General features: G+C 60.2%; 19 protein-coding genes. 15 read left to right on the forward strand and 4 right to left on the reverse strand.

Translation table 11 applies throughout. The annotated features are described in order from the left end of the window. Nucleotides 1-120: 120 nt before the first annotated feature. Nucleotides 121-537: a DUF3010 family protein gene (locus F2P67_RS21690; RefSeq protein ID WP_166223484.1), complete on the forward strand. Its 417-nt coding sequence runs from the start codon at nt 121-123 to the stop codon at nt 535-537. A 140-nt stretch (nt 538-677) separates the two neighbouring features. Here the strand turns inward: F2P67_RS21690 and F2P67_RS21695 are convergent, their stop codons facing one another. After that, the gene (locus F2P67_RS21695) at nt 678-1622 is read right to left on the reverse strand and encodes a GlxA family transcriptional regulator (protein WP_166223487.1); all 945 of its coding nucleotides are present in this window, start codon (nt 1620-1622) and stop codon (nt 678-680) included. Nucleotides 1623-1814: 192 nt separating this feature from the next. On the opposite strand from F2P67_RS21695, the gene F2P67_RS21700 reads away from it, so the two are divergent. The 6 genes from F2P67_RS21700 (at nt 1815) to F2P67_RS21725 (ending at nt 7309) form a co-directional block, all read left to right on the forward strand. Continuing rightward, entirely contained in the window at nt 1815-2759 is a 945-nt protein-coding gene (locus tag F2P67_RS21700) for a choline ABC transporter substrate-binding protein (protein ID WP_166223490.1), read from the forward strand. 74 nt (nt 2760-2833) lie between these two features. Beyond that, entirely contained in the window at nt 2834-3721 is an 888-nt protein-coding gene (cdhC, locus tag F2P67_RS21705; protein WP_166223493.1) for a 3-dehydrocarnitine:acetyl-CoA trimethylamine transferase CdhC, read from the forward strand. 172 nt (nt 3722-3893) lie between these two features. Then, complete coding sequence (locus tag F2P67_RS21710; protein WP_007959763.1) at nt 3894-4859, forward strand: L-carnitine dehydrogenase; 966 nt, start codon at nt 3894-3896, stop codon at nt 4857-4859. A 133-nt stretch (nt 4860-4992) separates the two neighbouring features. Then, nucleotides 4993-5469, forward strand: coding sequence for a thioesterase family protein (locus F2P67_RS21715; protein ID WP_166223496.1), 477 nt, complete (start codon nt 4993-4995; stop codon nt 5467-5469). A gap of 24 nt (nt 5470-5493) precedes the next feature. Next, the gene (locus F2P67_RS21720) at nt 5494-6657 is read left to right on the forward strand and encodes a gamma-butyrobetaine dioxygenase (RefSeq protein WP_166223499.1); all 1164 of its coding nucleotides are present in this window, start codon (nt 5494-5496) and stop codon (nt 6655-6657) included. A 388-nt stretch (nt 6658-7045) separates the two neighbouring features. Further along, entirely contained in the window at nt 7046-7309 is a 264-nt protein-coding gene (locus F2P67_RS21725; RefSeq protein ID WP_007962640.1) for a hypothetical protein, read from the forward strand. A gap of 89 nt (nt 7310-7398) precedes the next feature. On the opposite strand, the gene gbdR is transcribed toward F2P67_RS21725, so the two are convergent. Beyond that, on the reverse strand, nt 7399-8502 hold the full coding sequence (gene gbdR / locus F2P67_RS21730; RefSeq protein ID WP_064589578.1) for a choline metabolism transcriptional regulator GbdR: 1104 nt from the start codon (nt 8500-8502) through the stop codon (nt 7399-7401). Nucleotides 8503-9092: 590 nt separating this feature from the next. Next, nucleotides 9093-10469, reverse strand: coding sequence for an L-serine ammonia-lyase (locus F2P67_RS21735; protein ID WP_166223502.1), 1377 nt, complete (start codon nt 10467-10469; stop codon nt 9093-9095). Between the two features lie 436 nt (nt 10470-10905). On the opposite strand from F2P67_RS21735, the gene F2P67_RS21740 reads away from it, so the two are divergent. The 3 genes from F2P67_RS21740 (at nt 10906) to choV (ending at nt 13953) form a co-directional block, all read left to right on the forward strand. After that, entirely contained in the window at nt 10906-11856 is a 951-nt protein-coding gene (locus tag F2P67_RS21740) for a choline ABC transporter substrate-binding protein (RefSeq protein WP_166223505.1), read from the forward strand. Between the two features lie 76 nt (nt 11857-11932). Further along, entirely contained in the window at nt 11933-12778 is an 846-nt protein-coding gene (choW, locus tag F2P67_RS21745) for a choline ABC transporter permease subunit (protein ID WP_166223508.1), read from the forward strand. Continuing rightward, a complete protein-coding gene (gene choV, locus F2P67_RS21750) occupies nt 12775-13953 on the forward strand; it encodes a choline ABC transporter ATP-binding protein (RefSeq protein ID WP_016772804.1) in 1179 nt (392 codons plus the stop codon). Before choW ends, choV begins: the two co-directional genes overlap by 4 nt. Before the next feature lie 249 nt (nt 13954-14202). Here the strand turns inward: choV and F2P67_RS21755 are convergent, their stop codons facing one another. Beyond that, nucleotides 14203-16143 carry a BCCT family transporter gene (locus F2P67_RS21755; RefSeq protein WP_343045170.1) on the reverse strand — a complete coding sequence of 647 codons (1941 nt, stop codon included), beginning with the start codon at nt 16141-16143 and terminating at the stop codon, nt 14203-14205. A 482-nt stretch (nt 16144-16625) separates the two neighbouring features. Here F2P67_RS21755 and betI point away from each other — a divergent pair, with 482 nt between their 5' ends. The 5 genes from betI to F2P67_RS21780 all read left to right on the forward strand — a co-directional run bounded on the left by betI (nt 16626) and on the right by F2P67_RS21780 (nt 23759). Further along, the gene (betI, locus tag F2P67_RS21760) at nt 16626-17219 is read left to right on the forward strand and encodes a transcriptional regulator BetI (RefSeq protein ID WP_038363121.1); all 594 of its coding nucleotides are present in this window, start codon (nt 16626-16628) and stop codon (nt 17217-17219) included. A gap of 108 nt (nt 17220-17327) precedes the next feature. Next, complete coding sequence (gene betB, locus F2P67_RS21765) at nt 17328-18800, forward strand: betaine-aldehyde dehydrogenase (protein WP_166223514.1); 1473 nt, start codon at nt 17328-17330, stop codon at nt 18798-18800. A gap of 207 nt (nt 18801-19007) precedes the next feature. After that, the gene (gene betA, locus F2P67_RS21770; protein WP_166223517.1) at nt 19008-20711 is read left to right on the forward strand and encodes a choline dehydrogenase; all 1704 of its coding nucleotides are present in this window, start codon (nt 19008-19010) and stop codon (nt 20709-20711) included. 268 nt (nt 20712-20979) lie between these two features. After that, a complete protein-coding gene (locus tag F2P67_RS21775; protein ID WP_166223520.1) occupies nt 20980-22422 on the forward strand; it encodes a TldD/PmbA family protein in 1443 nt (480 codons plus the stop codon). Further along, nucleotides 22422-23759, forward strand: a complete 1338-nt coding sequence (locus F2P67_RS21780; protein WP_166223523.1) for a TldD/PmbA family protein — start codon at nt 22422-22424, stop codon at nt 23757-23759. The genes F2P67_RS21775 and F2P67_RS21780 overlap by 1 nt, the downstream gene beginning before the upstream one ends. The last annotated feature ends 123 nt before the right edge of the window (nt 23760-23882 follow it).

Genomic DNA, 23882 nt, shown 5'->3' on the forward strand with positions numbered 1-23882 from the left:
TTTCTGATAACACTGGCTTGCAACACTCATCCTGCCTTGCATCATCGGCTTATCTGCTTTGACCCTGAGCGCCGGGTGCGCGACCATCGCCTTCGATCCACACTCACTCAAGGCGCAACCATGAACATCTGCGGCATCGAAATCAAAGGCAGCGAAGCGATCATCGCCTTGGCTGCCCTCGACGGAACTAACCTGAGCCACGTTGCGCTCAACACAAAGAAAATCGCCCTCGACGATGACGATGAAGCGGCCAACGTCAAACGCTTCGCGGCGCAGGTGGCGTCGTTTGTGCGCGAGCATTCGATTGACCGGATTGCGATCAAGAAGCGCAGCAAGAAGGGTGAGTTTGCCGGTGGGCCGACCACGTTCAAGATCGAGGGCGTGTTTCAGTTGCTGGACGGTTGCGAGGTAACGCTGCTGTCGCCGCAGACGATCAATGCCCAGGCCAAGAAGCACAATTTCGAGCTGCCGGGGACGCTGAACAAGTATCAGCATGAGGCCTACAAAGCGGCCTGCTCGGCGTTGATGAAGAAGTAACTTTTTCTTCAAACAATGAAGATCAAAAATGTGGGAGCGGGCTTGCTCGCGAAAGCGGTGTGTCAGTCAATACATGAGCTGACTGATCTACCGCTTTCGCGAGCAAGCCCGCTCCCACACTTGGTTTTGTGTAAATCCGGTCAGGCGTTGGCGGTACGTCGATCTTCACGGGGGCAGCGGGCAAACTTCGCCCGGTAGCTACGAGTGAAATAGGACGGTGATTCGAAACCGCAGGCGAGGCTGACTTCGAGCACGCTCATGTCAGTCTGGCGCAGTAGCTGCCGGGCCTTTTCCAGTCGTAGACGCAGGTAGAAATTGCTCGGCGTATCGTTGAGATGCAGCCGAAACAAGCGTTCCAGTTGCCGTCGCGTCACTTTGATCGATTCCGCCAGTTCCAGCGTGGTCAGCGGCGGTTCGCTGTGCTGCTCCATCTCGCCGATCACCTGCACCAGTTTCTTGTTGTTTATGCCGTAACGCGTGGCGACTTCCATGCGTTGGTGATCTTTGCGCGGGCGGATACGCCCGAGGACGAATTGCTCGCTGACCTGGATCGCCAGTTGCGGGCCGTGAGCCTGGGCGATCAGGTCGAGCATCAGATCGATGGAAGCGGTGCCACCCGCCGAGGTGATGCGCCGGCGGTCGATCTCGAACAGCTCCTGCGTCACGCTGAGCTGTGGATAAGACTCCTTGAAAGCGTCGATGGCCTCCCAGTGCAGGGTCAGGCGATGACCGTCGAGCAGGCCGGCTTCGGCGAGGACGAAGCTGCCGGTGTCGATGGCGCCGAGGGTGACGCCGTCGTTGTCCAGTCGCCGCAACCAGTGTTCCAGTGTTGGCGTGGCGAATTTCAGCGGTTCAAATCCGGCCACCACCAGCAACGTCGCACCTTTCTTCAACGGCTCCAGCGCCGCATCCGCGTTGACCGACATGCCGTTGCTCGCCAGCACCGCGCCGCCATCAGCACTGAGCACATGCCAGCGATACAACTCGCCGCGAAAGCGGTTGGCCACGCGCAGCGGTTCGATCGCGGAGATGAAGCCGATGGCGGAGAACCCCGGCATCAGCAAGAAGTAGAAATCCTGGGACATGGGCGCACTCGGTTGGCGGGTAGCGTGGAATGTTGATACGCCAGTTGTCTGCGGCATTCAAGAGCACAGGTCGCTACAGTGCAAGTGCCGGTCGCCGTAGTGCGTTTTGGCCGGCCTGAAGCTGCGTAACTTTGCATCACCGGCGCATCAGACGCCGGGAACCACAATAAACGACCTGCCGAGGAACCCGACATGAAACGACTGATCAGCAGCTGTGTTCTTGCACTCAGCGGTACTGCTTTCTTGAGCGCCAGCGTCATGGCGGCCGAACCCGCGTCTTGCCAGAACGTACGCATGGGCGTGGTCAACTGGACCGACGTGATCGCCACCAGTGCCATGACCCAGGTCCTGCTCGACGGCCTCGGCTACAACACCAAACAAACCAGCGCCTCCCAGCAAATCATCTTCGCCGGGATCCGTGACCAGCGGCTGGACTTGTTCCTTGGTTACTGGAACCCGCTGATGACCCAGACGATCACCCCGTTCGTCGACGCCAATCAGGTCAAAGTCCTCGAAGCGCCGAGCCTGAAAGACGCTCGCGCCACCCTCGCCGTGCCGACTTATCTGGCGGACAAGGGTCTGAAAACCTTTGCCGATATTGCCAAGTTTGAAAAAGAGCTGGGCGGCAAAATCTACGGGATCGAGCCGGGTTCGGGCGCCAACACGCAGATCAAGGCGATGATCGCCAAGAACCAGTTCGGCCTCGGCAAGTTCCAGCTGGTCGAGTCCAGCGAGGCCGGCATGCTCGCTGCCGTCGACCGCGCCGTGCGCCGCAAAGAGGCGGTGGTGTTCTTCGGCTGGGCGCCGCACCCGATGAACGTCAACGTCAAGATGACTTATCTGACCGGCAGCGACGACGCCCTCGGCCCGAACGAAGGCATGGCCACCGTGTGGACCGTAACCGCGCCGAAATACGCCGAGCAATGCCCGAACATCGGTCGCCTCCTGAGCAACCTGACGTTCACCGCCGAAGACGAGAGCCGGATGATGCAGCCGCTGCTCGACCACAAGGACGCCTTCGAATCCGCCAAGCAGTGGCTCAAGGATCACCCTGAAGACAAGCAACGCTGGCTTGAAGGCGTGACCACGTTCGACGGCAAACCGGCCGCAGAAAACCTCCAGCTGACCAGTAAATAACTCACCACGAATAAAGCTTCGCAGCCCCGAAAAGGGCTGCGGACAGACCCATCACGCCTGAAGGAAACCGCACCATGAACCACGACGTCATCATCACCTGCGCACTCACCGGTGCTGGCGACACGACCGCCAAGAGCCCCCACGTACCGGTCACCCCGAAACAGATTGCCGCCGCTGCCGTTGAGGCGGCCAAGGCTGGCGCCACGGTTGTGCACTGCCACGTCCGTGATCCGCAGACCGGCAAGTTCAGCCGTGACGTCGCGCTGTACCGCGAGGTGATGGAGCGCATCCGCGAGGCGGACGTCGACATCATCGTCAACCTCACCGCCGGCATGGGCGGCGATCTGGAAATCGGTACCGGCGAGAACCCGATGGAGTTCGGCCCGAATACCGATCTGGTTGGCCCGCTGACCCGCCTGGCCCACGTTGAAGAACTGCTGCCGGAAATCTGCACCCTCGACTGCGGCACCCTGAACTTCGGCGACGGCGACACCATTTATGTCTCTACTCCGGCGCAACTGCGTGCCGGTGCCAAGCGCATCACCGAGTTGGGCGTGAAGGCCGAGCTGGAAATTTTCGACACCGGTCACCTGTGGTTCGCCAAGCAGATGATCAAGGAAGGTTTGCTCGATAACCCGTTGTTCCAACTGTGCCTGGGCATCCCGTGGGGCGCACCAGCCGACACCACCACGATGAAAGCCATGGTCGACAACTTGCCGGCGGATGCGGTGTGGGCCGGGTTTGGCATTGGCCGGATGCAAATGCCGATGGCCGCGCAAGCGGTGCTGCTGGGCGGCAACGTGCGGGTCGGTCTGGAAGACAATCTGTGGCTGGACAAGGGTGTACTGGCGACCAACGGCCAACTGGTTGAGCGCGCCACCGAGATCCTCAGCCGCTTGGGCGCCCGTGTCCTTACGCCGGCGGAAGGTCGCAAAAAAATGGGCCTGACCCAGCGCGGTTAACCCTACATCTGTTCCCTTTGGGAACCGGAATTGTGGCGAGGGGATTTATCCCCGTTTGGCTGCGCAGCAGTCGCAAAACTCTTGGGGCCGCTGCGCGACCCAACGGGGATAAAACCCCTCGCCACAAGAACCGGTTTCACACGGGATCACCGAATATTTTCAGGAATTCACCATGAGCTTTATCACCGAAATCAAAACCTTCGCCGCACTGGGCAGCGGTGTCATCGGCAGCGGCTGGGTCGCCCGCGCCCTCGCCCATGGCCTCGACGTGGTGGCCTGGGACCCGGCGCCGGGTGCCGAAGCGGCGCTGCGTAAACGCGTGGCCAATGCCTGGGGCGCACTGGAGAAAAACGGTCTGGCGCCCGGTGCCTCGCAGGATCGTCTGCGCTTTGTCGCGACCATCGAAGAGTGCGTGCGCGATGCCGATTTCATTCAGGAAAGCGCCCCGGAACGCCTTGAGCTGAAACTGGAGCTGCACAGTAAAATCAGCGCAGCAGCCAAGCCCAATGCCCTGATCGGCTCCAGCACATCGGGCCTGCTGCCGAGCGAGTTCTACGAGAGTTCGACGCACCCGGAACGTTGCGTGGTCGGTCACCCGTTCAACCCGGTTTATCTGCTGCCGCTGGTGGAAGTGGTGGGTGGCAAGAACACTGCGCCGGAAGCGGTTCAGGCAGCGATGAAAGTCTACGAATCCCTCGGCATGCGCCCGTTGCACGTGCGCAAGGAAGTGCCGGGCTTCATCGCTGACCGTCTGCTTGAAGCGCTGTGGCGTGAGGCGCTGCACCTGGTCAACGACGGGGTGGCGACCACCGGTGAAATCGACGATGCGATCCGCTTTGGCGCCGGTCTGCGCTGGTCGTTCATGGGCACGTTCCTGACTTACACCCTGGCCGGTGGTGATGCCGGGATGCGCCACTTCATGTCGCAATTCGGCCCGGCATTGCAATTGCCTTGGACGTATCTGCCGGCGCCGGAGCTGACCGACAAGCTGATTGATGACGTGGTCGATGGCACCAGTGATCAGCTCGGCCGGCACAGCATTTCGGCGCTGGAGCGCTATCGTGATGATTGTTTGCTGGCGGTGCTTGAGGCGGTGAAGACCACCAAGGAAAAGCATGGGATGAGTTTCAGCGAGTAGGCCGTTTGTTGATCGTTCCCACGCTCTGCGTGGGAATGCAGCCCGGGACGCTCTGCGTCCCAGAAACGTGACGCAGAGCGTCACAGGAGGCGTTCCCACGCAGAGCGTGGGAACGATCGCATCAGGAGAAAATATGCCCACCCTCACCACCTACCAAACTCGCATCATCCCCGACTGGGTCGACTACAACGGCCACCTGCGCGATGCCTTCTACCTGCTGATCTTCAGCTACGCCACCGACGCCCTGATGGATCGCCTCGGCATGGACAGCAACAACCGTGAAGCCAGCGGCAACTCGTTGTTCACCCTTGAGCTGCACCTCAACTATCTGCACGAAGTGAAGCTCGACGCCGACGTCGAAGTGCGCACGCAAATCATCGCTCACGACAGCAAACGCCTGCACCTCTATCACAGCCTGTACAAAGTCGGTGATGAACAGGAACTGGCCGGCAACGAGCAGATGTTGCTGCACGTCGACCTCGCCGGGCCGCGCTCGGCGCCGTTCAGTCCGGACACCTTGAGCCGTCTGCAAACCATCGTCGCCGAGCAGAAAGACTTGCCAGCTCCCGCTTACATCGGCCGCGTGATAGCGCTGCCCCCCGCTCGGTAATTCCATCACTCGCAAGGAGCCGCCATGAACACCGCTGCCGCTGTTGCCGATTTCCGTACTTATCCGTTGATCAGCGCGCTCGGTGGCGTGCAGACCTTGGCGGATCGCGTTTCGATTGCATGGGCCGATGGTCGCATCAGCCCGTTTCACCATGTCTGGCTACGGGACAACTGCCCGTGTCAGCAGTGCGTCTACAGCGTCACCCGCGAGCAGGTTTTCGAGATCGTCGATGCCGCTGATGACCTCAAGCCTGCTGCCGCGCATATCGATAGCGACGGCAGCCTGCACATCGACTGGCAGGACGGCCATTCGAGCCGATTCGATCCGGGCTGGCTGCGTGCACATGCCTACGACGACGAATCCCGCGCCGAGCGCCTGGCCGCCAAACCCAAGGCATATCTGTGGCGTAGCGACATGCAGTTGCCTGTGTTCGACTACTCGGCGCTGATGAACGACAACGCCGCGCTGCTGCAATGGCTGATCGCGGTGCGCGACATCGGCCTGACCCAGGTGCGTGGCGTACCGACCGAGCCCGGTACGTTGAAGCTGATTGCGCAACGCATTTCCTTCATCCGCGAAAGCAACTTTGGCGTGCTGTTCAACGTGCAATCGAAGGCCGACGCCGACAGCAATGCCTACACCGCTTTCAATTTACCGCTGCACACCGACTTGCCGACCCGCGAGCTGCAACCGGGCCTGCAGTTTTTGCATTGTCTGGTGAATGACGCCGAGGGTGGTGAGAGCATTTTCGTCGACGGTTTTGCGATTGCCGACGCCTTGCGCGAGGAAAACCATGAGTCGTTCAAGGCCCTTTGCGAAATCCCGGTGGAGTTTCGCAACAAGGATCGGCACAGCGACTATCGCTGCCTGGCGCCGATCATCGCTTTGGATGCCTTGGGACGGGTCGCGGAGATTCGCATGGCGAACTTTCTGCGAGGGGCGTTCGATACCTCGGCGGAGCAAATGCCACGGCTGTATCGGGCTTATCGGCGCTTCATAGCCATGACCCGCGAGCCACGCTTCCGCGTAATGCAACGGCTCAATCCGGGCGAGCTGTGGTGCTTTGATAATCGCCGCACGTTGCATGCGCGCAATGCCTTCGACCCGGCCACCGGCGCGCGGCATTTCCAGGGCTGCTACATCGACCGGGATGAATTGTTATCGCGAATTCTGGTGCTGCAGCGATAGACCGCGTCATCGTTCTTCGCGAGCAAGCCCGTTCCCACATTTAACCGCGTTCCCATGAATGAACACGGTCAACTGTGGGAGCGAGCTTGCTCGCGAAAGCGTCAGATCCAGCAACACACCTCTCCCGGATTCACAGGCAAAAAAAGCCCCGATACAAGCCGTGACAGGATCGGGGCTGAGGGTACTGTTGAGGAGCTGCCGTGCGAGGGTGACCAAACCTTCGTGTAGCAAGCTGAAGTTCAGTGTGCCTACTCCCCTCAGCGGCGAGTTAGCCGAAAACGACCTGTTCATAGTCGTCGCGGCCACTGCGACAAATCGCCCTTGCCGTGCCTGTGCGGGCCTACCAGAATCGAGCCACGACCTCCGTTGCCAAAGAAGGATTCGCGTCATGATGTATGCCGATTTGATCGATCAGGAAGATTTGTTGGGCCAGCTCAAGGCGTTGGGATTCCAGGTGCCGAGCGGTTCCACGGCCGAGCAGGCCTGCGAGTGTGCGGTGCGCGGTCTGGATAATGTTCGCGCGTTCGAACTGCGCAAAATGGTCAAAGACATGTACACCAGCGGCGCCAGCATCCAGCCTGCGGTGCGTCAGGCCATCGACAAACAATTGTTGCCGGCATTGGCGGATTACCAGCAAAGCCATAGCGCCTGAAAAGCCGCCTTCGCGAGCAAGCCCGCTCCCACAGTTGGAATGCATTCCAGGGTGGGAGCGAGCCTGCTCGCGAAGAACGATGACGCGGTCTACAGCCTTACGCTGGCAAACGTCGACTCATTGCGCGCCTGGCTCAATGCCGACATCGGCCCCGACAGCGGCGACATCACGATGGCTTGCGGCAGCGGCATCATCGCCACTTGCTGGGTGGTATTGGAGCCTACGCGCTCGTCACGCGGCGGAATGCCGAAGTACTCGCGGTAGCACTTGGAGAAGTGCGGCGTCGAGACGAAACCACACACCGACGCCACTTCGATGATCGACATCGGCGTCTGCTTAAGCAGTTGCCGGGCGCGGATCAAACGCAGTTTCAAGTAGTAGCGCGATGGCGAGCAGTGCAGGTATTTCTGGAACAGGCGCTCGAGCTGGCGACGCGACACGGCGACATAGACCGCCAGTTCATCCAGGTCGATTGGCTCTTCGAGATTGGCTTCCATCAGCGCAACGATTTCCTGCAACTTCGGCTGATTGGTGCCGAGCATGTGCTTGAGCGGCACGCGCTGGTGATCCTGTTCGTTACGGATACGCTCGTAGACGAACATCTCGGAGATCGCGGCGGAGAGTTCACGGCCGTGATCGCGGCTGATCAGGTGCAGCATCATGTCCAGCGGCGCGGTGCCACCGGAGCTGGTGAAACGGTTGCGGTCAAGGGTGAACAGGCGCGTGCTCATCGCCACACGCGGGAAAGCTTCCTGCATCGCCGCCAGACATTCCCAGTGCACGCTGCAATCGAAACCGTCGAGCAGGCCAGCGCAGGCCAATGCCCAACTACCGGTGCACACGGCGCCGAGGCGTTTGGACTGGCGCGCCTGGCTTTGCAGCCACGAAACGTGTTCGCGGGTCACGGTGCGTTGAATGCCGATGCCACCGCAGACAATCACAGTGTCGAGTGGCGGGGCTTTGTGCATGGAGGCGTCGGGGGTGATTTGCAGACCGTCACTGGCCCACACCTGGCCGCCATCGACGGTGAGGGTGCTCCAGCGATACAGCTCGCGACCGGACAATTGGTTGGCCATGCGCAGCGGTTCAACCGCAGAGGCCAGAGAAATCAGCGTGAAATTGTCCAGCAGCAGAAAGCCGATGGATTGAGGCGCACGGTTCTGGGGTTGAGCCCCGGAGTTGAACGACGTCATCGCGGTATCTCCTCACACAAAGCGGGTGATGGCCTCAGGCGGAGGCTCTTGTTATTGCCATCGTTCTCTTGCGTGAGACGGGGCTTTGTTATGACAGAGCAATTGCCATGCCTAAAATTGAATGGCTGTTCAATAACTCCTGAAAACGACGTCGCGACACGTCTATACGAGCCGTCCGACGAAAGGTATTTCGATGTGCCATCAGCGCCGGTGAAAGCCCTGTCCCGTGACGTGTGAGCAGATCGGTAGCACTTGTGGGAACAGGCCTGCGCGCAGTTGTTGCAGAGTGTCACCGCAGGCACGGGTGACGGGCGGTAGGGGGCTTCGCACGCGCGTAACAGGTGGGAAAGACTCTTATCTGATTGCGACGCGCTAAAAGGTGGCGCGTTTGAGTTCGGGTGTTCAGTTAGCGAGCAGTTTTGACTGGTATCTGTGGCGAGGGGATTTATCCCCGATCGGCTGCGCAGCAGTCGTAAACCCATTCACCGCAGTGTGTCAGGTAAAACACGATTGCAAGATTTGGGGCCGCTTCGCAGCCCAACGGGGCGGTGCGACGTTTCGCTAAATCCCCTCACCACAGGGGGACTCGGTCAGCACTCGACGGCGCTGACCGCCAACCCACCGCGCGAGGTCTCTTTATATTTGTCATGCATGTCGGCACCGGTATCGCGCATGGTGCGGATCACCCGGTCCAGTGAGATGAAGTGCTGACCGTCGCCACGCAAAGCCATTTGCGCCGCATTGATTGCCTTCACCGCCGCAATCGCATTGCGCTCGATGCACGGCACTTGCACCAGACCGCCCACCGGGTCGCAGGTCAGGCCGAGGTTGTGCTCCAGGCCGATTTCCGCCGCGTTGCACAACTGCTCCGGGCTTGCGCCGAGGATTTCAGCCAGCCCTGCCGCCGCCATCGCGCAGGCAGAACCGACTTCACCCTGACAACCGACTTCGGCACCGGAGATCGACGCATTCTTCTTGCACAGAATCCCCACCGCCGCTGCTCCGAGGAAGTAATCGACCACGTTGGCGTCGGTGACTGCTTCGCTGAACTTCATAAAGTAGTGCAACACCGCCGGGATGATCCCCGCCGCACCATTGGTCGGCGCCGTGACCATGCGCCCGCCCGCCGCGTTTTCTTCATTCACGGCGAGGGCGAACAGGTTGACCCACTCCATCGCACTCAGCGTCGAGCCGATCACATTGGGCTTGTTCAACTCCTGCAGGCTGCGATGCAGCTTGGCCGCACGTCGACGCACATTCAAACCGCCCGGCAGAATGCCTTCGTGTTTGAGGCCTTGCTCGACGCAGTCCTGCATCGCCCGCCACAGCTTCATCAACCCGACGCGGATTTCCTCTTCACTGCGCCAGACCTTTTCGTTGGCCATCATCAGTTCGGCCACGCGCAGGTTGTTGTTCTTGCACAGCTCCAGCAGCTCGACGGCACTGGAAAAGTCATAAGGCAATTCGGTGCGATCCAGATCGACCACGCCGCTGGAAGCCTGCGCCTGATCCACGACAAAACCGCCACCGACCGAATAGTAGGTGTCGCGGTGCAACTCACCGTGATCGCCCTCGGCAACCAGTGTCATGGCGTTGGGGTGGAACGGCAGGTTTTCGTCGATCAGGCGCATGTCGCGCGCCCAGACAAACGGCACCGACAGGCGACCATCCAGAAGCAGGGTGTGGGTTTCACGCAGCGCCTGAATACGCGGGCCGATCTGCGACGGGTCGATTGCGTCCGGCCACTCGCCCATCAGGCCCATGATCACCGCGTTGTCGCTGCCGTGACCGATACCGGTGGCCGACAGCGATCCGAACAATTGCACTTCGATCCGCCGCACCTGTTCCAGCAGGTGTTTGCCCCTGAGCGACTCGACAAACAATGCCGCGGCGCGCATCGGCCCGACGGTGTGGGAACTGGAAGGGCCGATGCCGATTTTGAACAGGTCGAAAACGCTGATAGCCATTGCTGCAGAGCTCCTGAGGATGCCGATCCGGGGCGATAAGCGCCCGCTGGCGGAGCTGCTACGCTCAAGCTGCGATCCGCCGGAATGCCCGCATCATCAGGCTTTTGTCAGGTCGCACGGCGTCTGACACCGACGCACTCATGCCCACTAACGCCGTGCCGCTTTCGTCCCCGGTTTTCGCCGTTTTTATGCGGTTCAGATGGCCAGACGGGGCCAAAAAAAGCTGTAAACGACGTCACTGACACTGGATGCGACCATCCCTGTACTGGATACGACGCCCCCTGTAGGCGTCAGATTTTCACTGGTACATGATCGTTATGACTCGATTGCAAGGCGCCGTGGTAGAGCTGTCTCCAGAACGCCATCCAACCGCAACCTATAAGTGCGGTGGTCCACAGTCGGAACACTGCCAAAAAAAACACCAAGGAGTCCATCCATGAAAGGTTCCCCGTCGTTGTTGTTGGCCGCCATGCTGAGTCTGCCGTTACTGGCTCAAGCCGCAGAACCGGCGCAGTGCAGTACCGTTAACTTCTCCGATGTCGGCTGGACCGACATCACCGCAACTACCGCAACCACCTCCGTCGTTCTCAACGCCCTCGGCTACAAGACCAAGACCACCATGATCTCCGTGCCGGTGACCTACAAGTCGCTGGCCGACGGCAAGAACATGGACGTGTTCCTCGGTAACTGGATGCCGACCATGGAGAACGACATCAAGGCCTACCGCGACGCCGGCACCGTGGAAACCGTGCGCACCAACCTCAAGGGCGCCAAGTACACCCTCGCCGTGCCGCAAGCCCTGTATGACAAAGGTCTGCACGACTTCGCCGACATCGCCAAATTCAAGAAAGAACTCGACGGCAAAATCTACGGCATCGAGCCTGGCAACGACGGCAACCGTCTGATCCAGAGCATGATCGACAAGGACGCCTTCGGCCTGAAAACCGCCGGTTTCAAAGTCGTCGAATCCTCCGAAGCGGGCATGCTCTCGCAGGTTGACCGCGCACAGAAACGCGACACCGCCGTGGTCTTCCTCGGCTGGGCGCCGCACCCGATGAACAAGCGCTTCAAGATTCAATACCTGACCGGTGGCGATGATTTCTTCGGCCCCGACTTCGGTGCTGCGACCGTGGCGACCAACACCCGCAAGGGTTACGCCGAGGAATGCAGCAACGTCGGTCAGTTGCTGAAGAACCTGGAGTTCAACGTCGACATGGAAAGTGAACTGATGGGCAACATCCTCGACGACAAGATGAAGCCTGACGCGGCCGCCAAGGCCTGGCTGAAAAAGAATCCACAGGTGCTCGATACCTGGCTCGCTGGCGTGACCACCATTGACGGTAAACCTGGCCTGGAGGCCGTGAAAGCCAAGCTTGCACAGCCTTGAATTAAAGGGGCATCGCTTATGCCGGGCGGGCTAACCGCCCGGGCTGTTATTTCCTTGCATGCGGACGTTCACTACCATGCTGATTGATCAGAAAATCCCTTTAGGCCAGTACATCGCGGGCTTCGTTGAATGGTTGACGCAACACGGCGCCAACACCTTCGACGCAATCGCCGTGACCCTGGAAACGATGATCCACGGCGTGACGTTTGCGCTCACCTGGTTCAACCCTTTTGTCTTGATCGGCCTGATTGCCCTGCTCGCCCATTTCATCCAGCGCAAATGGGGGCTGACTGTTTTTGTGATTGCCTCCTTCCTGCTGATCCTCAATCTGGGGTACTGGCAGGAAACCATGGAAACCCTCGCCCAGGTCATGTTCGCGACCCTGGTCTGCGTGGTCATCGGCGTGCCGCTGGGCATCGTCGCCGCGCACAAACCGATGTTCTACACTTTAATGCGTCCGGTACTCGATCTGATGCAGACCGTACCGACCTTCGTTTACCTCATTCCTACCCTGACCCTCTTCGGGCTGGGTGTGGTGCCGGGCCTGATCTCCACGGTGGTGTTCGCCATCGCAGCGCCGATCCGCCTGACCTACCTGGGCATCCGCGATGTCCCGCAAGAACTGATGGACGCCGGCAAAGCCTTTGGCTGCTCGCGTCGCCAATTGCTCTCACGGATCGAACTGCCTCACGCCATGCCGAGCATCGCGGCCGGCATCACCCAGTGCATCATGCTGTCGCTGTCGATGGTGGTGATCGCGGCACTGGTGGGCGCCGACGGACTCGGCAAACCGGTGGTCAACGCACTGAACACTGCTGATATCGCCCTGGGCTTCGAAGCGGGCCTGGCGATCGTACTGCTGGCGATCATGCTCGACCGTATCTGCAAACAACCCGACGCCAAAGTAGGGGGTGACGCATGAGCATAATTCGCTTCGAAGACGTCGACGTAATCTTCTCCAAAGATCCGCGCGAGGCGCTCAAGCTGCTGGATCAGGGCATGACGCGCAACGAGATCCTGAAGAAAACCGGGCAGATCGTCGGCGTGGAAAAAGCCACGCTGGACATCAACAAAGGCGAGATCTGCGTGCTGATGGGTCTGTCCGGTTCCGGCAAATCGAGCCTGCTGCGCTGCATCAACGGCCTCAACACCGTGAGCCGTGGCAAGCTGTTCGTCGAGCATGAAAACCGCCAGATCGACATCGCTTCGTGCACTCCGGCCGAGCTGAAAATGATGCGCACCAAGCGCATCGCCATGGTGTTCCAGAAGTTCGCCCTGATGCCGTGGCTGACGGTGCGCGAGAACATCAGTTTCGGTCTGGAAATGCAGGGTCGTCCGGAGAAGGAACGCAAGAAACTGGTCGACGAAAAACTCGAACTGGTCGGCCTGACGCAATGGCGCAACAAGAAACCCGACGAACTCTCCGGCGGCATGCAGCAGCGTGTCGGTCTGGCGCGTGCACTGGCGATGGACGCCGACATTTTGTTGATGGATGAACCGTTCTCGGCGCTCGACCCGCTGATCCGTCAGGGTTTGCAGGATGAACTGCTGGAGCTGCAACGCAAGCTGAGCAAGACCATCGTTTTCGTGAGCCACGACCTTGATGAAGCTCTGAAATTGGGTAGCCGCATCGCGATCATGAAGGACGGCCGGATCATTCAGTACAGCGTGCCGGAAGAGATCGTGCTGAACCCGGCAGACGATTACGTGCGTACGTTCGTGGCGCACACCAATCCGCTCAACGTACTGTGCGGTCGTAGCCTGATGCGCACGCTGGACAAGTGCAAACGCATCAACGGTTCAGTATGTCTGGATCCGGGCGGCGATTCGTGGCTGGATCTGGCTGAAGGCAACACCATCAAGGGTGCGCGGCAGAACGGTTCGGTGCTGAACCTGCAGAACTGGGCACCGGGGCAAGCGGTGGAAGGCCTGGAACGCAAACCGACGCTGGTGGACTCGAATATCGGCATGCGTGATGCGTTACAAATTCGTTATCAGACCGGCAACAAACTGGTGCTGCACGATAACAATCATGTGGTGGGGATTTTGGGCGACAGTGAGTTGTATCACGCGTTGCTGGGCAAGAACCTCGGTTAAGGCGGGATAAAAAAAGGGATCGCAGTGAGCGATCCCTTTTTTATTGGGTCAGGGAAAAGAGCCCCTCACCCTAGCCCTCTCCCGGAGGGAGAGGGAACCTACCGAGTTGTCTTTCGCTATACATCGACCTGAAAGATCAGAGTCGATTATGGATTCAGTGAAACTCGTTCAGGTCGACGTAGTTCTCAAGCATCCCGCAATCAGTCCCCTCTCCCCCCGGGAGAGGGTTAGGGTGAGGGGCTTTTGATCTTAGCTGTACACCCGGCCAAGGAGCTGCCGATGGCTTTCAAACTGATCGAGCACATCCCGCGTGATCTGATCCTGCGTGAAGCCCATCAGGTCGTAATCCTGGCTGCCATTGTGCAGGTACACCTCGGCGCGATAGAAACGCTGACGCGCCTCTTCGGATTCAACCGACTCGGTCGGGGTCGCCAGATAGCCGTCCAGGCTGACTTCGTAGACGAAAGGGTTACCCTCTTCCATCTCGATGCGCACGCCCATGCAACGCTTGGACTTGCCCAGCAGCGTCTGCACTTCCAGACCCTGTGCACGCATCTGCGCGGCAGCATCTTCCAGCGCCGGGCTGACCTGCTTGTCCATGAAACGCTGCACCACCGACTGGCTCGGCTGAAGGTCCAACTGAGTCAGACGCTCGCTGAAACCACGACGACCGCGCTCCGCCAGTTGCGCCTGCTCCTGTTCGATCTGCACGTCCTGACGCATCGCCTTGTGCAGGCCAAACATGAAGAACACCAGCACCACCGAGAACGGCAGACCGGCCAGCACCACCATGGTTTGCATGGCTTCGAAGTTACCGGCGAACAAAAGGCCGATGGTCACCAGAGTGATCACCACCGACCAGAAGATTCGCAGCCAGTGCGGCGCATCTTCGTCGACGTTGCCGCCCTTGCAGGACAGATTCGCCATCATGACCGCGCCAGAGTCGGCCGGGGTCAGGAACAGCACGAAGCCAACAAAGATCGACACACCGATGACGACTTTCGACGCCGGGTAGTGTTCAAGCAATTGATAGATCGCCATCGACGGCTGTTCCAGCGCCGTCTTGCCAAGCTCGACAGCCCCCTGGTTCATCACCAGATCCAAAGCCGAGTTGCCGAAGATCGACAGCCACGCCAAGGTAAAGCCCAGCGGAATCAGCAGCACGCCGGCGACCAGTTCACGCACGGTACGACCACGGGAAATACGCGCGATGAACATGCCTACGAATGGTGCCCAGGAAATCCACCACGCCCAGTAGAACAGTGTCCACAGACCCAGCCAGCGGTCGGACTTGGCGCTGTCGCCTTCATAGACGTACAGGTCGAAAGTCTTCAGCACCACGCCATTGAGGTAGTCGCCGATGTTCTGCACGAAGCCGTTAAGCAGGTGCAGGGTCGGGCCGAACAGCAGGACGAAAATCAGCAGACCACTGAACAGCACGATGTTCAGGTTGGACAGACGACGAATGCCGTTTTCCACGCCGGACACGGCAGCGATGGTCGCCACGGTGCTCATCACGATGATCACGATCAGCAGGTTGGTGTTGCTGTGTTCCATGCCGAACAGGTTTTCCAGGCCCGAGGACACTTGCAGCGAACCGATCCCCAGGTTCGTCACCAGCCCCAGCAGGGTCACGAACATGCCGAAGCCGTCCACCGCGTGACCGGCAGCACCCTTGACCCAACGCTCGCCCACCAGCGGATACAGCGCCGAACGCAGGGCCAGCGGCTGGTTATGACGGTAAGCAAAGTAGGCAACGGCCAGACCGACCAGTGCGTAAATCGCCCAGCCGTGCAGGCCCCAGTGCAGGAATGTCAGCTGTACAGCCTGACGCGCGGCCATGTTGGTGGCCGATACGCCTTCCGGCGGATTGAAGTAGTGATCCAGTGGCTCGGACGCGCCGAAGTACAACAGCGAAATACCGATACCCGACGAGAACAGCATCCCCGCCCAGGCGCCGTAACTGAAATCCGGGGTGTCGTCCTTGCTGCCCAGTTTGAGTTTGCCGTACGAGGAAAACGCCAGGCCCACGACAAACACCAGATAGGCAGCGATCACCACCATGTAGTACCAGCCGAAGCTGCGCGACAACCAGGCCTGAGCGATACCCAACAGTCTGCCGGCCTCTTGCGGGGCGATAATCAGAATGGCGGTCAACAACAGAATCAGCGCGGTAGAGGTGTAGAACACCCAACCGTTGACCGTCACCTTCTCGGGCGGGGTCTTTATAAGCGAGGCAGAACTCATGGCACAAATGCTCCAGGCAGTGCGAGAGAAGAACACAAGGCAACACGGATACCCGACCAATCGGTTAGTTGGCAGCCGACCGGCGAGTGATATAAAGACACCCCGAAAAAGCCCGAACCTGCCGAAATGGCGCTGCGAATCGCTTTCGTGGCCGAGGTACGGACGTTCATCCGAAACCTGGCCCTGAGCGTCTTGCCCTTTCAACACGTCCATCGAATCGCGAACCGCGCCATGCCCCACGCAGGTTTCAAGCATTTTCGGATGTCGTTTTATCGCCATTTACAAGCAGAAATAATCTGTAGGCAGCGACGATTTGTCGCAGATCTTATTCTTTGTTGATTGAACGTTCAATCAAAACAAAATAGACTGGCCCTCAATCCGATAGGCGTTTATCGCCTCTCGGAAGGCCTAAGGAGATGTGCAAGATGCCCAAGGTCGGTATGCAACCCATCCGCCGCCAACAACTGATCGAAGCCACTTTGCAGGCCGTCGATCAGGTCGGAATGGGGGACGCCAGCATTGCGCTGATCGCCCGTCTGGCCGGTGTCTCGAATGGCATCATCAGTCACTACTTTCAGGACAAGAACGGCCTGATTGCCGCCACGATGCGGTATCTGATGACCGCCCTCAGCGAGAGCGTCACCGCGCGCCGTCAGGCGCTGGCAGATGACAGCCCACGGGCGCATCTGCAGGTGATCATCGAAGGCAACTTCGACGCCAGCCAGGTCAATGGCCCGGCAATGAAAACCTGGCTGGCCTTCTGGGCCACCAGCATGCACCAGCCGTCTTTGCACAGGTTGCAGCGGATCAACGATCACCGTCTGTATTCCAACCTGTGCTGCGAGTTCCGCCGTGTGTTGCCGCTCGAAGATGCGCGCAGTGCAGCGCGTGGACTGGCAGCGTTGATTGACGGCTTGTGGTTGCGCGGCGCGCTGTCGGGAGACGCTTTCGACACCGCGCAGGCGCAACAGATCGCTTACGAATACATGGATTTCCAATTGGCCAAGAAGGTGAGCTAGAGCACAGAGAAAACGCTCGGCCCCTGAACTGTCACCGACCAGCGATGCCACAGCTACATGGCTCACCCGGTGACCAACGCCAACCACTAATGCACTTGCGAGGACACTATGGCCCGTTTCGAACTGCAAAAACTCTACATCGATGGCGCGTACTCCGACGCCGGCAGCGATGCCACCTTCGAAGCCATCAACCCGGCTAACGGTGAAGTCCTCGCACAGGTGCAACGTGCGACCAAGGAAGACGTCGAGCGCGCAGTAGTCAGCGCTGAAAAAGGCCAGAAGATCTGGGCTGCGATGACCGCCATGGAGCGTTCGCGCATCCTGCGTCGCGCCGTCGACATCCTGCGCGAGCGCAATGATGAACTGGCCGCTCTGGAAACCCTGGACACAGGCAAGTCGTTCTCCGAAACCAAGTACGTCGACATCGTGACCGGCGCCGACGTGCTGGAATACTACGCAGGCCTGGTACCCGCCATCGAAGGCGAGCAGATCCCGCTGCGTGACACTTCTTTCGTTTACACCCGTCGCGAGCCGCTGGGCGTGGTGGCCGGTATCGGCGCGTGGAACTACCCGATCCAGATCGCTCTGTGGAAATCCGCTCCAGCCCTGGCGGCCGGTAACGCGATGATCTTCAAGCCAAGTGAAGTCACCTCGCTGACCACCCTGAAACTGGCCGAGATCTACACCGAAGCCGGCGTGCCAAACGGCGTGTTCAACGTGCTGACCGGCAGCGGCCGTGAAGTCGGTACCTGGCTGACCGAGCACCCGCGCATCGAAAAAATCTCCTTCACCGGCGGTACCGACACCGGCAAGAAAGTCATGGCCAGCGCTTCGGCTTCGTCGCTGAAAGACGTGACCATGGAACTGGGCGGCAAGTCTCCGCTGATCATCTGCGACGACGCCGATCTCGATCGCGCGGCCGACACAGCGATGATGGCCAACTTCTACAGCTCCGGTCAGGTCTGCACCAACGGCACTCGCGTGTTCGTACCGGCACACCTGAAGGCCGCTTTCGAAGCCAAGATCGTCGAGCGCGTTGCCCGCATCCGCGTTGGCAACCCGGAAGACGAAAACACCAACTTCGGCCCGCTGGTCAGCTTCCCTCACATGGAAAGCGTGCTGGGCTACATCGCCAAAGGTAAAGAAGAAGGCGCCCGCGTGCTGTGCGGCGGCGACCGTCTGACCGACGGCGAATTCGCCAAAGGCGCATTCGTGGCTCCGACAGTGTTCACCGACTGCACCGACGACATGACCATCGTCCGTGAAGAAATCTTTGGCCCGGTCATGGCGATCCTCTCCTACGAAACCGAAGAAGAAGTGATCCGCCGCGCCAACGACACCGACTTCGGCCTGGCCGCCGGTATCGTCACCAAAGACCTGAACCGCGCGCACCGCGTGATTCATCAACTGGAAGCCGGTATCTGCTGGATCAACGCCTGGGGCGAGTCCGACGCAAAAATGCCGGTGGGCGGTTACAAGCAGTCGGGTGTTGGCCGTGAGAACGGCATCAGCTCGCTGAACAACTTCACCCGCATCAAATCGGTACAGGTCGAGCTGGGCGATTACGTCTCCGTTTTCTGATCTGGCCCAGAGTCTGGATGGGGCCCTTGTGGCGAGGGGATTTATCCCCGTTGGGCTGCGAAGCAGCCCCCTTTCAGGCACTGCGAATATCCAGACAGAACTCGGTCGCTGACTTTACGACTGCTGCGCAGCCGAACGGGGATAAATCCCCTCGCCACAGGTGCGCGGTCACAGTTGACCTGACCAACTTCAAAGAGGGTGCATTCAATGTCCCAAGAATTCGATTACATCATCATCGGTGCCGGCTCGGCCGGTAACACACTTGCGACCCGTCTGACTGAAGACGCTGGCGTCACCGTTCTGCTGCTCGAAGCAGGCGGCCCGGACTATCGTTTCGACTTCCGCACGCAGATGCCGGCCGCACTGGCCTTCCCGCTGCAAGGTCGTCGCTACAACTGGGCGTACGAAACCGATCCAGAGCCACATATGGACGGTCGTCGGATGGAATGCGGTCGCGGCAAAGGCCTCGGCGGTTCCTCGTTGATCAACGGCATGTGCTACATCCGTGGCAACGCGATGGACTACGACGGCTGGGCGAAACTGCCAGGTCTGGAAGACTGGTCGTACCTGGACTGCCTGCCGTACTTCCGCAAAGCGGAAACCCGCGACATCGGCCCGAACGACTACCACGGTGGCGAAGGTCCGGTCAGCGTGACCACGCCGAAGGCTGGCAACAACCCGCTGTTCCACGCCATGGTTGAAGCCGGCGTACAAGCTGGCTACCCGCGCACCGAAGACTTGAACGGTTACCAGCAGGAAGGTTTCGGCCCGATGGACCGCACCGTGACGCCGAAAGGTCGTCGTGCTTCCACCGCCCGTGGCTACCTCGACACCGCTAAAAAGCGTTCGACCCTGACCATCGTCACCCACGCCCTGACCGACAAGATCCTGTTCGAAGGCAAGCGTGCGGTCGGCGTGCGTTACCTGGTCGGCGACGCTGAAGAGCGCGTTGAAGTCAAAGCACGCAAAGAAGTCCTGCTGTGCTCCGGCGCCATCGCTTCGCCGCAGATTCTGCAGCGTTCCGGTGTCGGCCCTGCCGAACTGCTGAACAAGCTCGACATCCCGGTGGTTCACGATCTGCCGGGCGTGGGTGAAAACCTGCAGGATCACCTCGAGCTGTACCTGCAATACGCCTGCACTCAGCCAGTTTCGCTGTACCCGTCGCTGCTCTGGTACAACCAGCCGGCCATCGGTGCCGAATGGTTATTCAACGGCACCGGCATCGGCGCCAGCAACCAGTTCGAAGCCGGCGGTTTCATCCGTACTCGCGAAGAGTTCGAATGGCCGAACATCCAGTACCACTTCCTGCCGGTAGCGATTAACTACAACGGCAGCAACGGTGTGAAAGAGCACGGTTTCCAGGCGCACATGGGTTCCATGCGTTCGCCGAGCCGTGGTCGCATCCAGGCCAAGTCGAAAGACCCGCGCCAGCACCCGAGCATCCTGTTCAACTACATGGCCACCGAGCAGGACTGGCAGGAATTCCGTGACGGCATCCGCCTGACCCGTGAAATCATGCAACAGCCTGCGCTGGACGCCTTCCGTGGCCGCGAAATCAGCCCGGGTATCGACGTACAAACCGATGAGCAACTGGACAAGTTCATCCGCGAGCACGCCGAAACCGCGTTCCACCCGTCCTGCTCGTGCAAGATGGGCACCGACGAGATGGCCGTAGTGGATGGTGAAGGTCGCGTGCACGGCATGCAGAGCCTGCGTGTGGTCGATGCCTCGATCATGCCGATCATCACCACCGGTAACCTGAACGCCCCGACGATCATGATGGCCGAGAAAATCGCCGACAAGATCCGTGGTCGCAAGCCGTTGCCACGCAGCACCGCGGCGTACTACGTCGCTGGCGATGCGCCGGTGAAGGGCAAGCCGATGCGTGATATCACCCCGGTTGCTCAGTAATTCCGTTACACCGCGGTGATCGTTCCCACGCTCCGCGTGGGAATGCATCCCGTGACGCTCCGCGTCACACAGCGGACGCAGAGCGTCCATGGCGGCGTTCCCACGCAGAGCGTGGGAACGATCTCCTGCCTCGCACAGTAAATCCTCCTACACCCCCTCTTCACTTGATCCTACCCCGACGCAGGCCTACTCTAGACCTCGCGCAACCGTTTCACCCCTCCCCGCCGATTCGCTTCACCCCGCTACTCCATTACAAGGAGGTTCCCGAATGTTCGATTTCCACCCCCAGCTCAAGCAGCGCTTCGCTGCCTTGCGCACGGGCGCTGAATTCTTTTCCCTGCGGTATGTACGCGAGTCCGGCCAGTACCTGTCGGTGCGCAAGAACGTCGCCGAGCCGCCAAGCCTGAGCCGCGACGAAGGCGCGATGCTCACCGTTCGGGTCAACGGCGTCGAAGCTTACGCCGCGACCAATGACCTGTCGCAACAAGGCCTGCAAGCCGCCCTTGAACGCGCCGAGTTGCAGGCCCGCCGGCTCAAGCCCCACGCGCTGCTCGACCTGCGCGATCAGCCGGTGTCCAGCGACCGCGCTGACTACTTTTCACCCAATCTCGAACAACCCTTCCCGTCCCTGAGCGAATGCTTCGAGCTGCTCGGCGCGGAATCCGCCTCGGTGCCAAAGGATGAGCGCCTGGTGAACTGGCAAGTGAGCATCGGCATCACCCACGTCGAACAGATCTACCTGAGCAGCGCCGGCGCCGAATTGCGCCAGGCCCAGCGCTTCGTCTACCCAGGCCTCGACGTCACCGCCTACGACGGCAACGACAGCCAGACCCGCAGCCTCGGCCGCGAGAACTTCGGCCAACAGGGCGGTGCGGACGTGATCAGCCGTTGCGGTCTGGTTGGCGCTGGCCCGCAAGTCGCCGATCAGGCCCTGCAATTGCTGCTCGCGCCGAACACCCCGCAAGGCCCGCGCGACCTGCTGCTGATGCCCGATCAGATGATGCTGCAGATCCACGAATCCATCGGTCACCCGCTGGAGCTCGACCGGATTCTTGGCGACGAGCGCAATTACGCCGGCACCAGTTTCGTCAAAGCGTCTGATTTCGGCAGCCTGCAATATGGCTCGAAACTGCTCAACGTGACCTTCGATCCGGGCATTCCCGAAGAACTCGCCAGCTATGGCCACGATGACGACGGCACCCAGGCGAGCAAGCAATTCCTGATCCGCGAAGGCCTGTTGCTGCGTCCATTGGGCGGTGCGCTGTCGCAATTTCGCGCCGGGATGGATGGCGTTGCCAACAGCCGCGCCTGCGGCTGGAACCGTGCACCGATCGACCGCATGGCCAACCTCAATATCGAACCGGGCGACCAGCCACTCGATCAGTTGATCAAAGGCATCGAGCACGGCATTTTGATGAGCACCAACCGCTCATGGTCGATTGACGATGCGCGCAACAAATTCCAGTTCGGCTGCGAATGGGGCCAACTGATCGAAAACGGTGAACTAAAAGGCGTGGTGAAAAACCCGAATTACCGGGCGATTTCCGCGCACTTCTGGAAGAGCCTGCGCGCCGTTGGCGACGCCAACACCGTCAAGGTGCTGGGCACGCCGAACTGCGGCAAGGGCGAACCGAACCAGGTGATCCGCGTTGGCCACGCTTCGCCGGCCTGCGTATTCAGCAACGTTGATGTGTTCGGGGGAGACGCCTGATGAGCATTTCGAAGAGTCAGTCCGACGCCTTCAAGACCATGGTCAACTGGCTGCGCGACAGCGTGCGTGAGCCGGAACAGTTCACGCTCAGCTATGCCGCCGAATCCTCGGCGTTCGTCCGGTTCAACCATGCCAAGGTGCGTCAGGCCGGGCAGGTGCAGCAGGCCAACATCGTCCTGAAACTGATCAACGACGGCCGCCACGCTGACCTGCAAGTGACCCTGTCCGGTGACCAGGAAGGCGATCTGCAACGGCTTGCCGAAGGTCTGCAACAACTGCGCGAAACCCTGCCGCTGCTGCCGCAGGATCCGTATCTGTTGCTCAACCACAATGGCTGGCAGAGCAACAACGTGCAGGAGCATCCGCTGCCGGACACCGAACAGGTTGTCGATGAAATCTGCGCCGCCGCTGAAGGCCTGGACCTGGTGGGTTTCTATGCCGCCGGCCCGATCAGTCGAGGCTTTGCCAGTTCGTCGGGCGCATTCGGCTGGCATCAGGCCAACAGCTTCAACTTCGACTTCAGCCTGTTTCACGAGAACGGCGAGGCCGTGAAGGCCAGTTACGCCGGGCACGGCTGGAGCAGCGAAGGGTTCGCCAAACGCTTCCAGCAGGCTCGCGAGCAACTGGAGTTCCTCGGTCGGCCGTTGCGCACGTTGGCGCCGGGGCAATACCGCGCGTACCTGGCACCGGCAGCCCTGGAAGAAATCATGGGCATGCTGAGCTGGGGCGGTTTCTCGGCGCAGTCGATCGCCAGCAAAAGCAGCCCGTTGCAGAAGCTGTATGTCGGCGATCAGGCATTCAGCCCATTGGTGTCGCTGGATGAGAAAGTCAGCGAATCCCTGAGCCCGGCGTTTTCCGGCGAAGGTTATCCACGCAGCGATCTGCGCCTGATCGTCGAGGGCAAGGCTGGCGATCAACTGGTCGGCTCGCGCAGTGCCGCCGAATACGGCCTGACGGCCAACGGCGCCAGCGGCGGCGAATCGCCAAGCGCACTGAACATGGCGGCGGGTGATCTGTCACAAGCGGAGATTCTCAAGCAGTTGGGCACCGGGTTGTACATCAGCAACCTGTGGTACTTGAACTTCTCGGATCAACCGGCGGCGCGCATGACCGGCATGACTCGCTTCGCGACCTTCTGGGTCGAGAACGGCGAGATCCAGGCACCGGTCAGCACCATGCGTTTCGATGACAGCGCCTATAGCCTGCTGGGTTCGCAGCTGGAAGCGTTGACCGCCGAGCGCGAGTTGCTGCTGTCGGCGAGTACGTACAGCCAGCGCAATACCTCCTCGGCGCTGCTGCCGGGGGCACTGGTGAGCCGACTGACCTTAACGCTGTAGACACGTTCCTCCCCAACACACAGGGGCTTGACTACAAGTCCCTGTGGCGAGGGGATTTATCCCCGTTGGGTCGCGCAGCGACCCCGCTTTCAGAATCAAATGCAGGGGACTGCGCAGTCCAAC

Origin of the sequence: Pseudomonas atagonensis (assembly GCF_011369485.1) — a bacterium.
GTDB lineage: Bacteria > Pseudomonadota > Gammaproteobacteria > Pseudomonadales > Pseudomonadaceae > Aquipseudomonas > Aquipseudomonas atagonensis.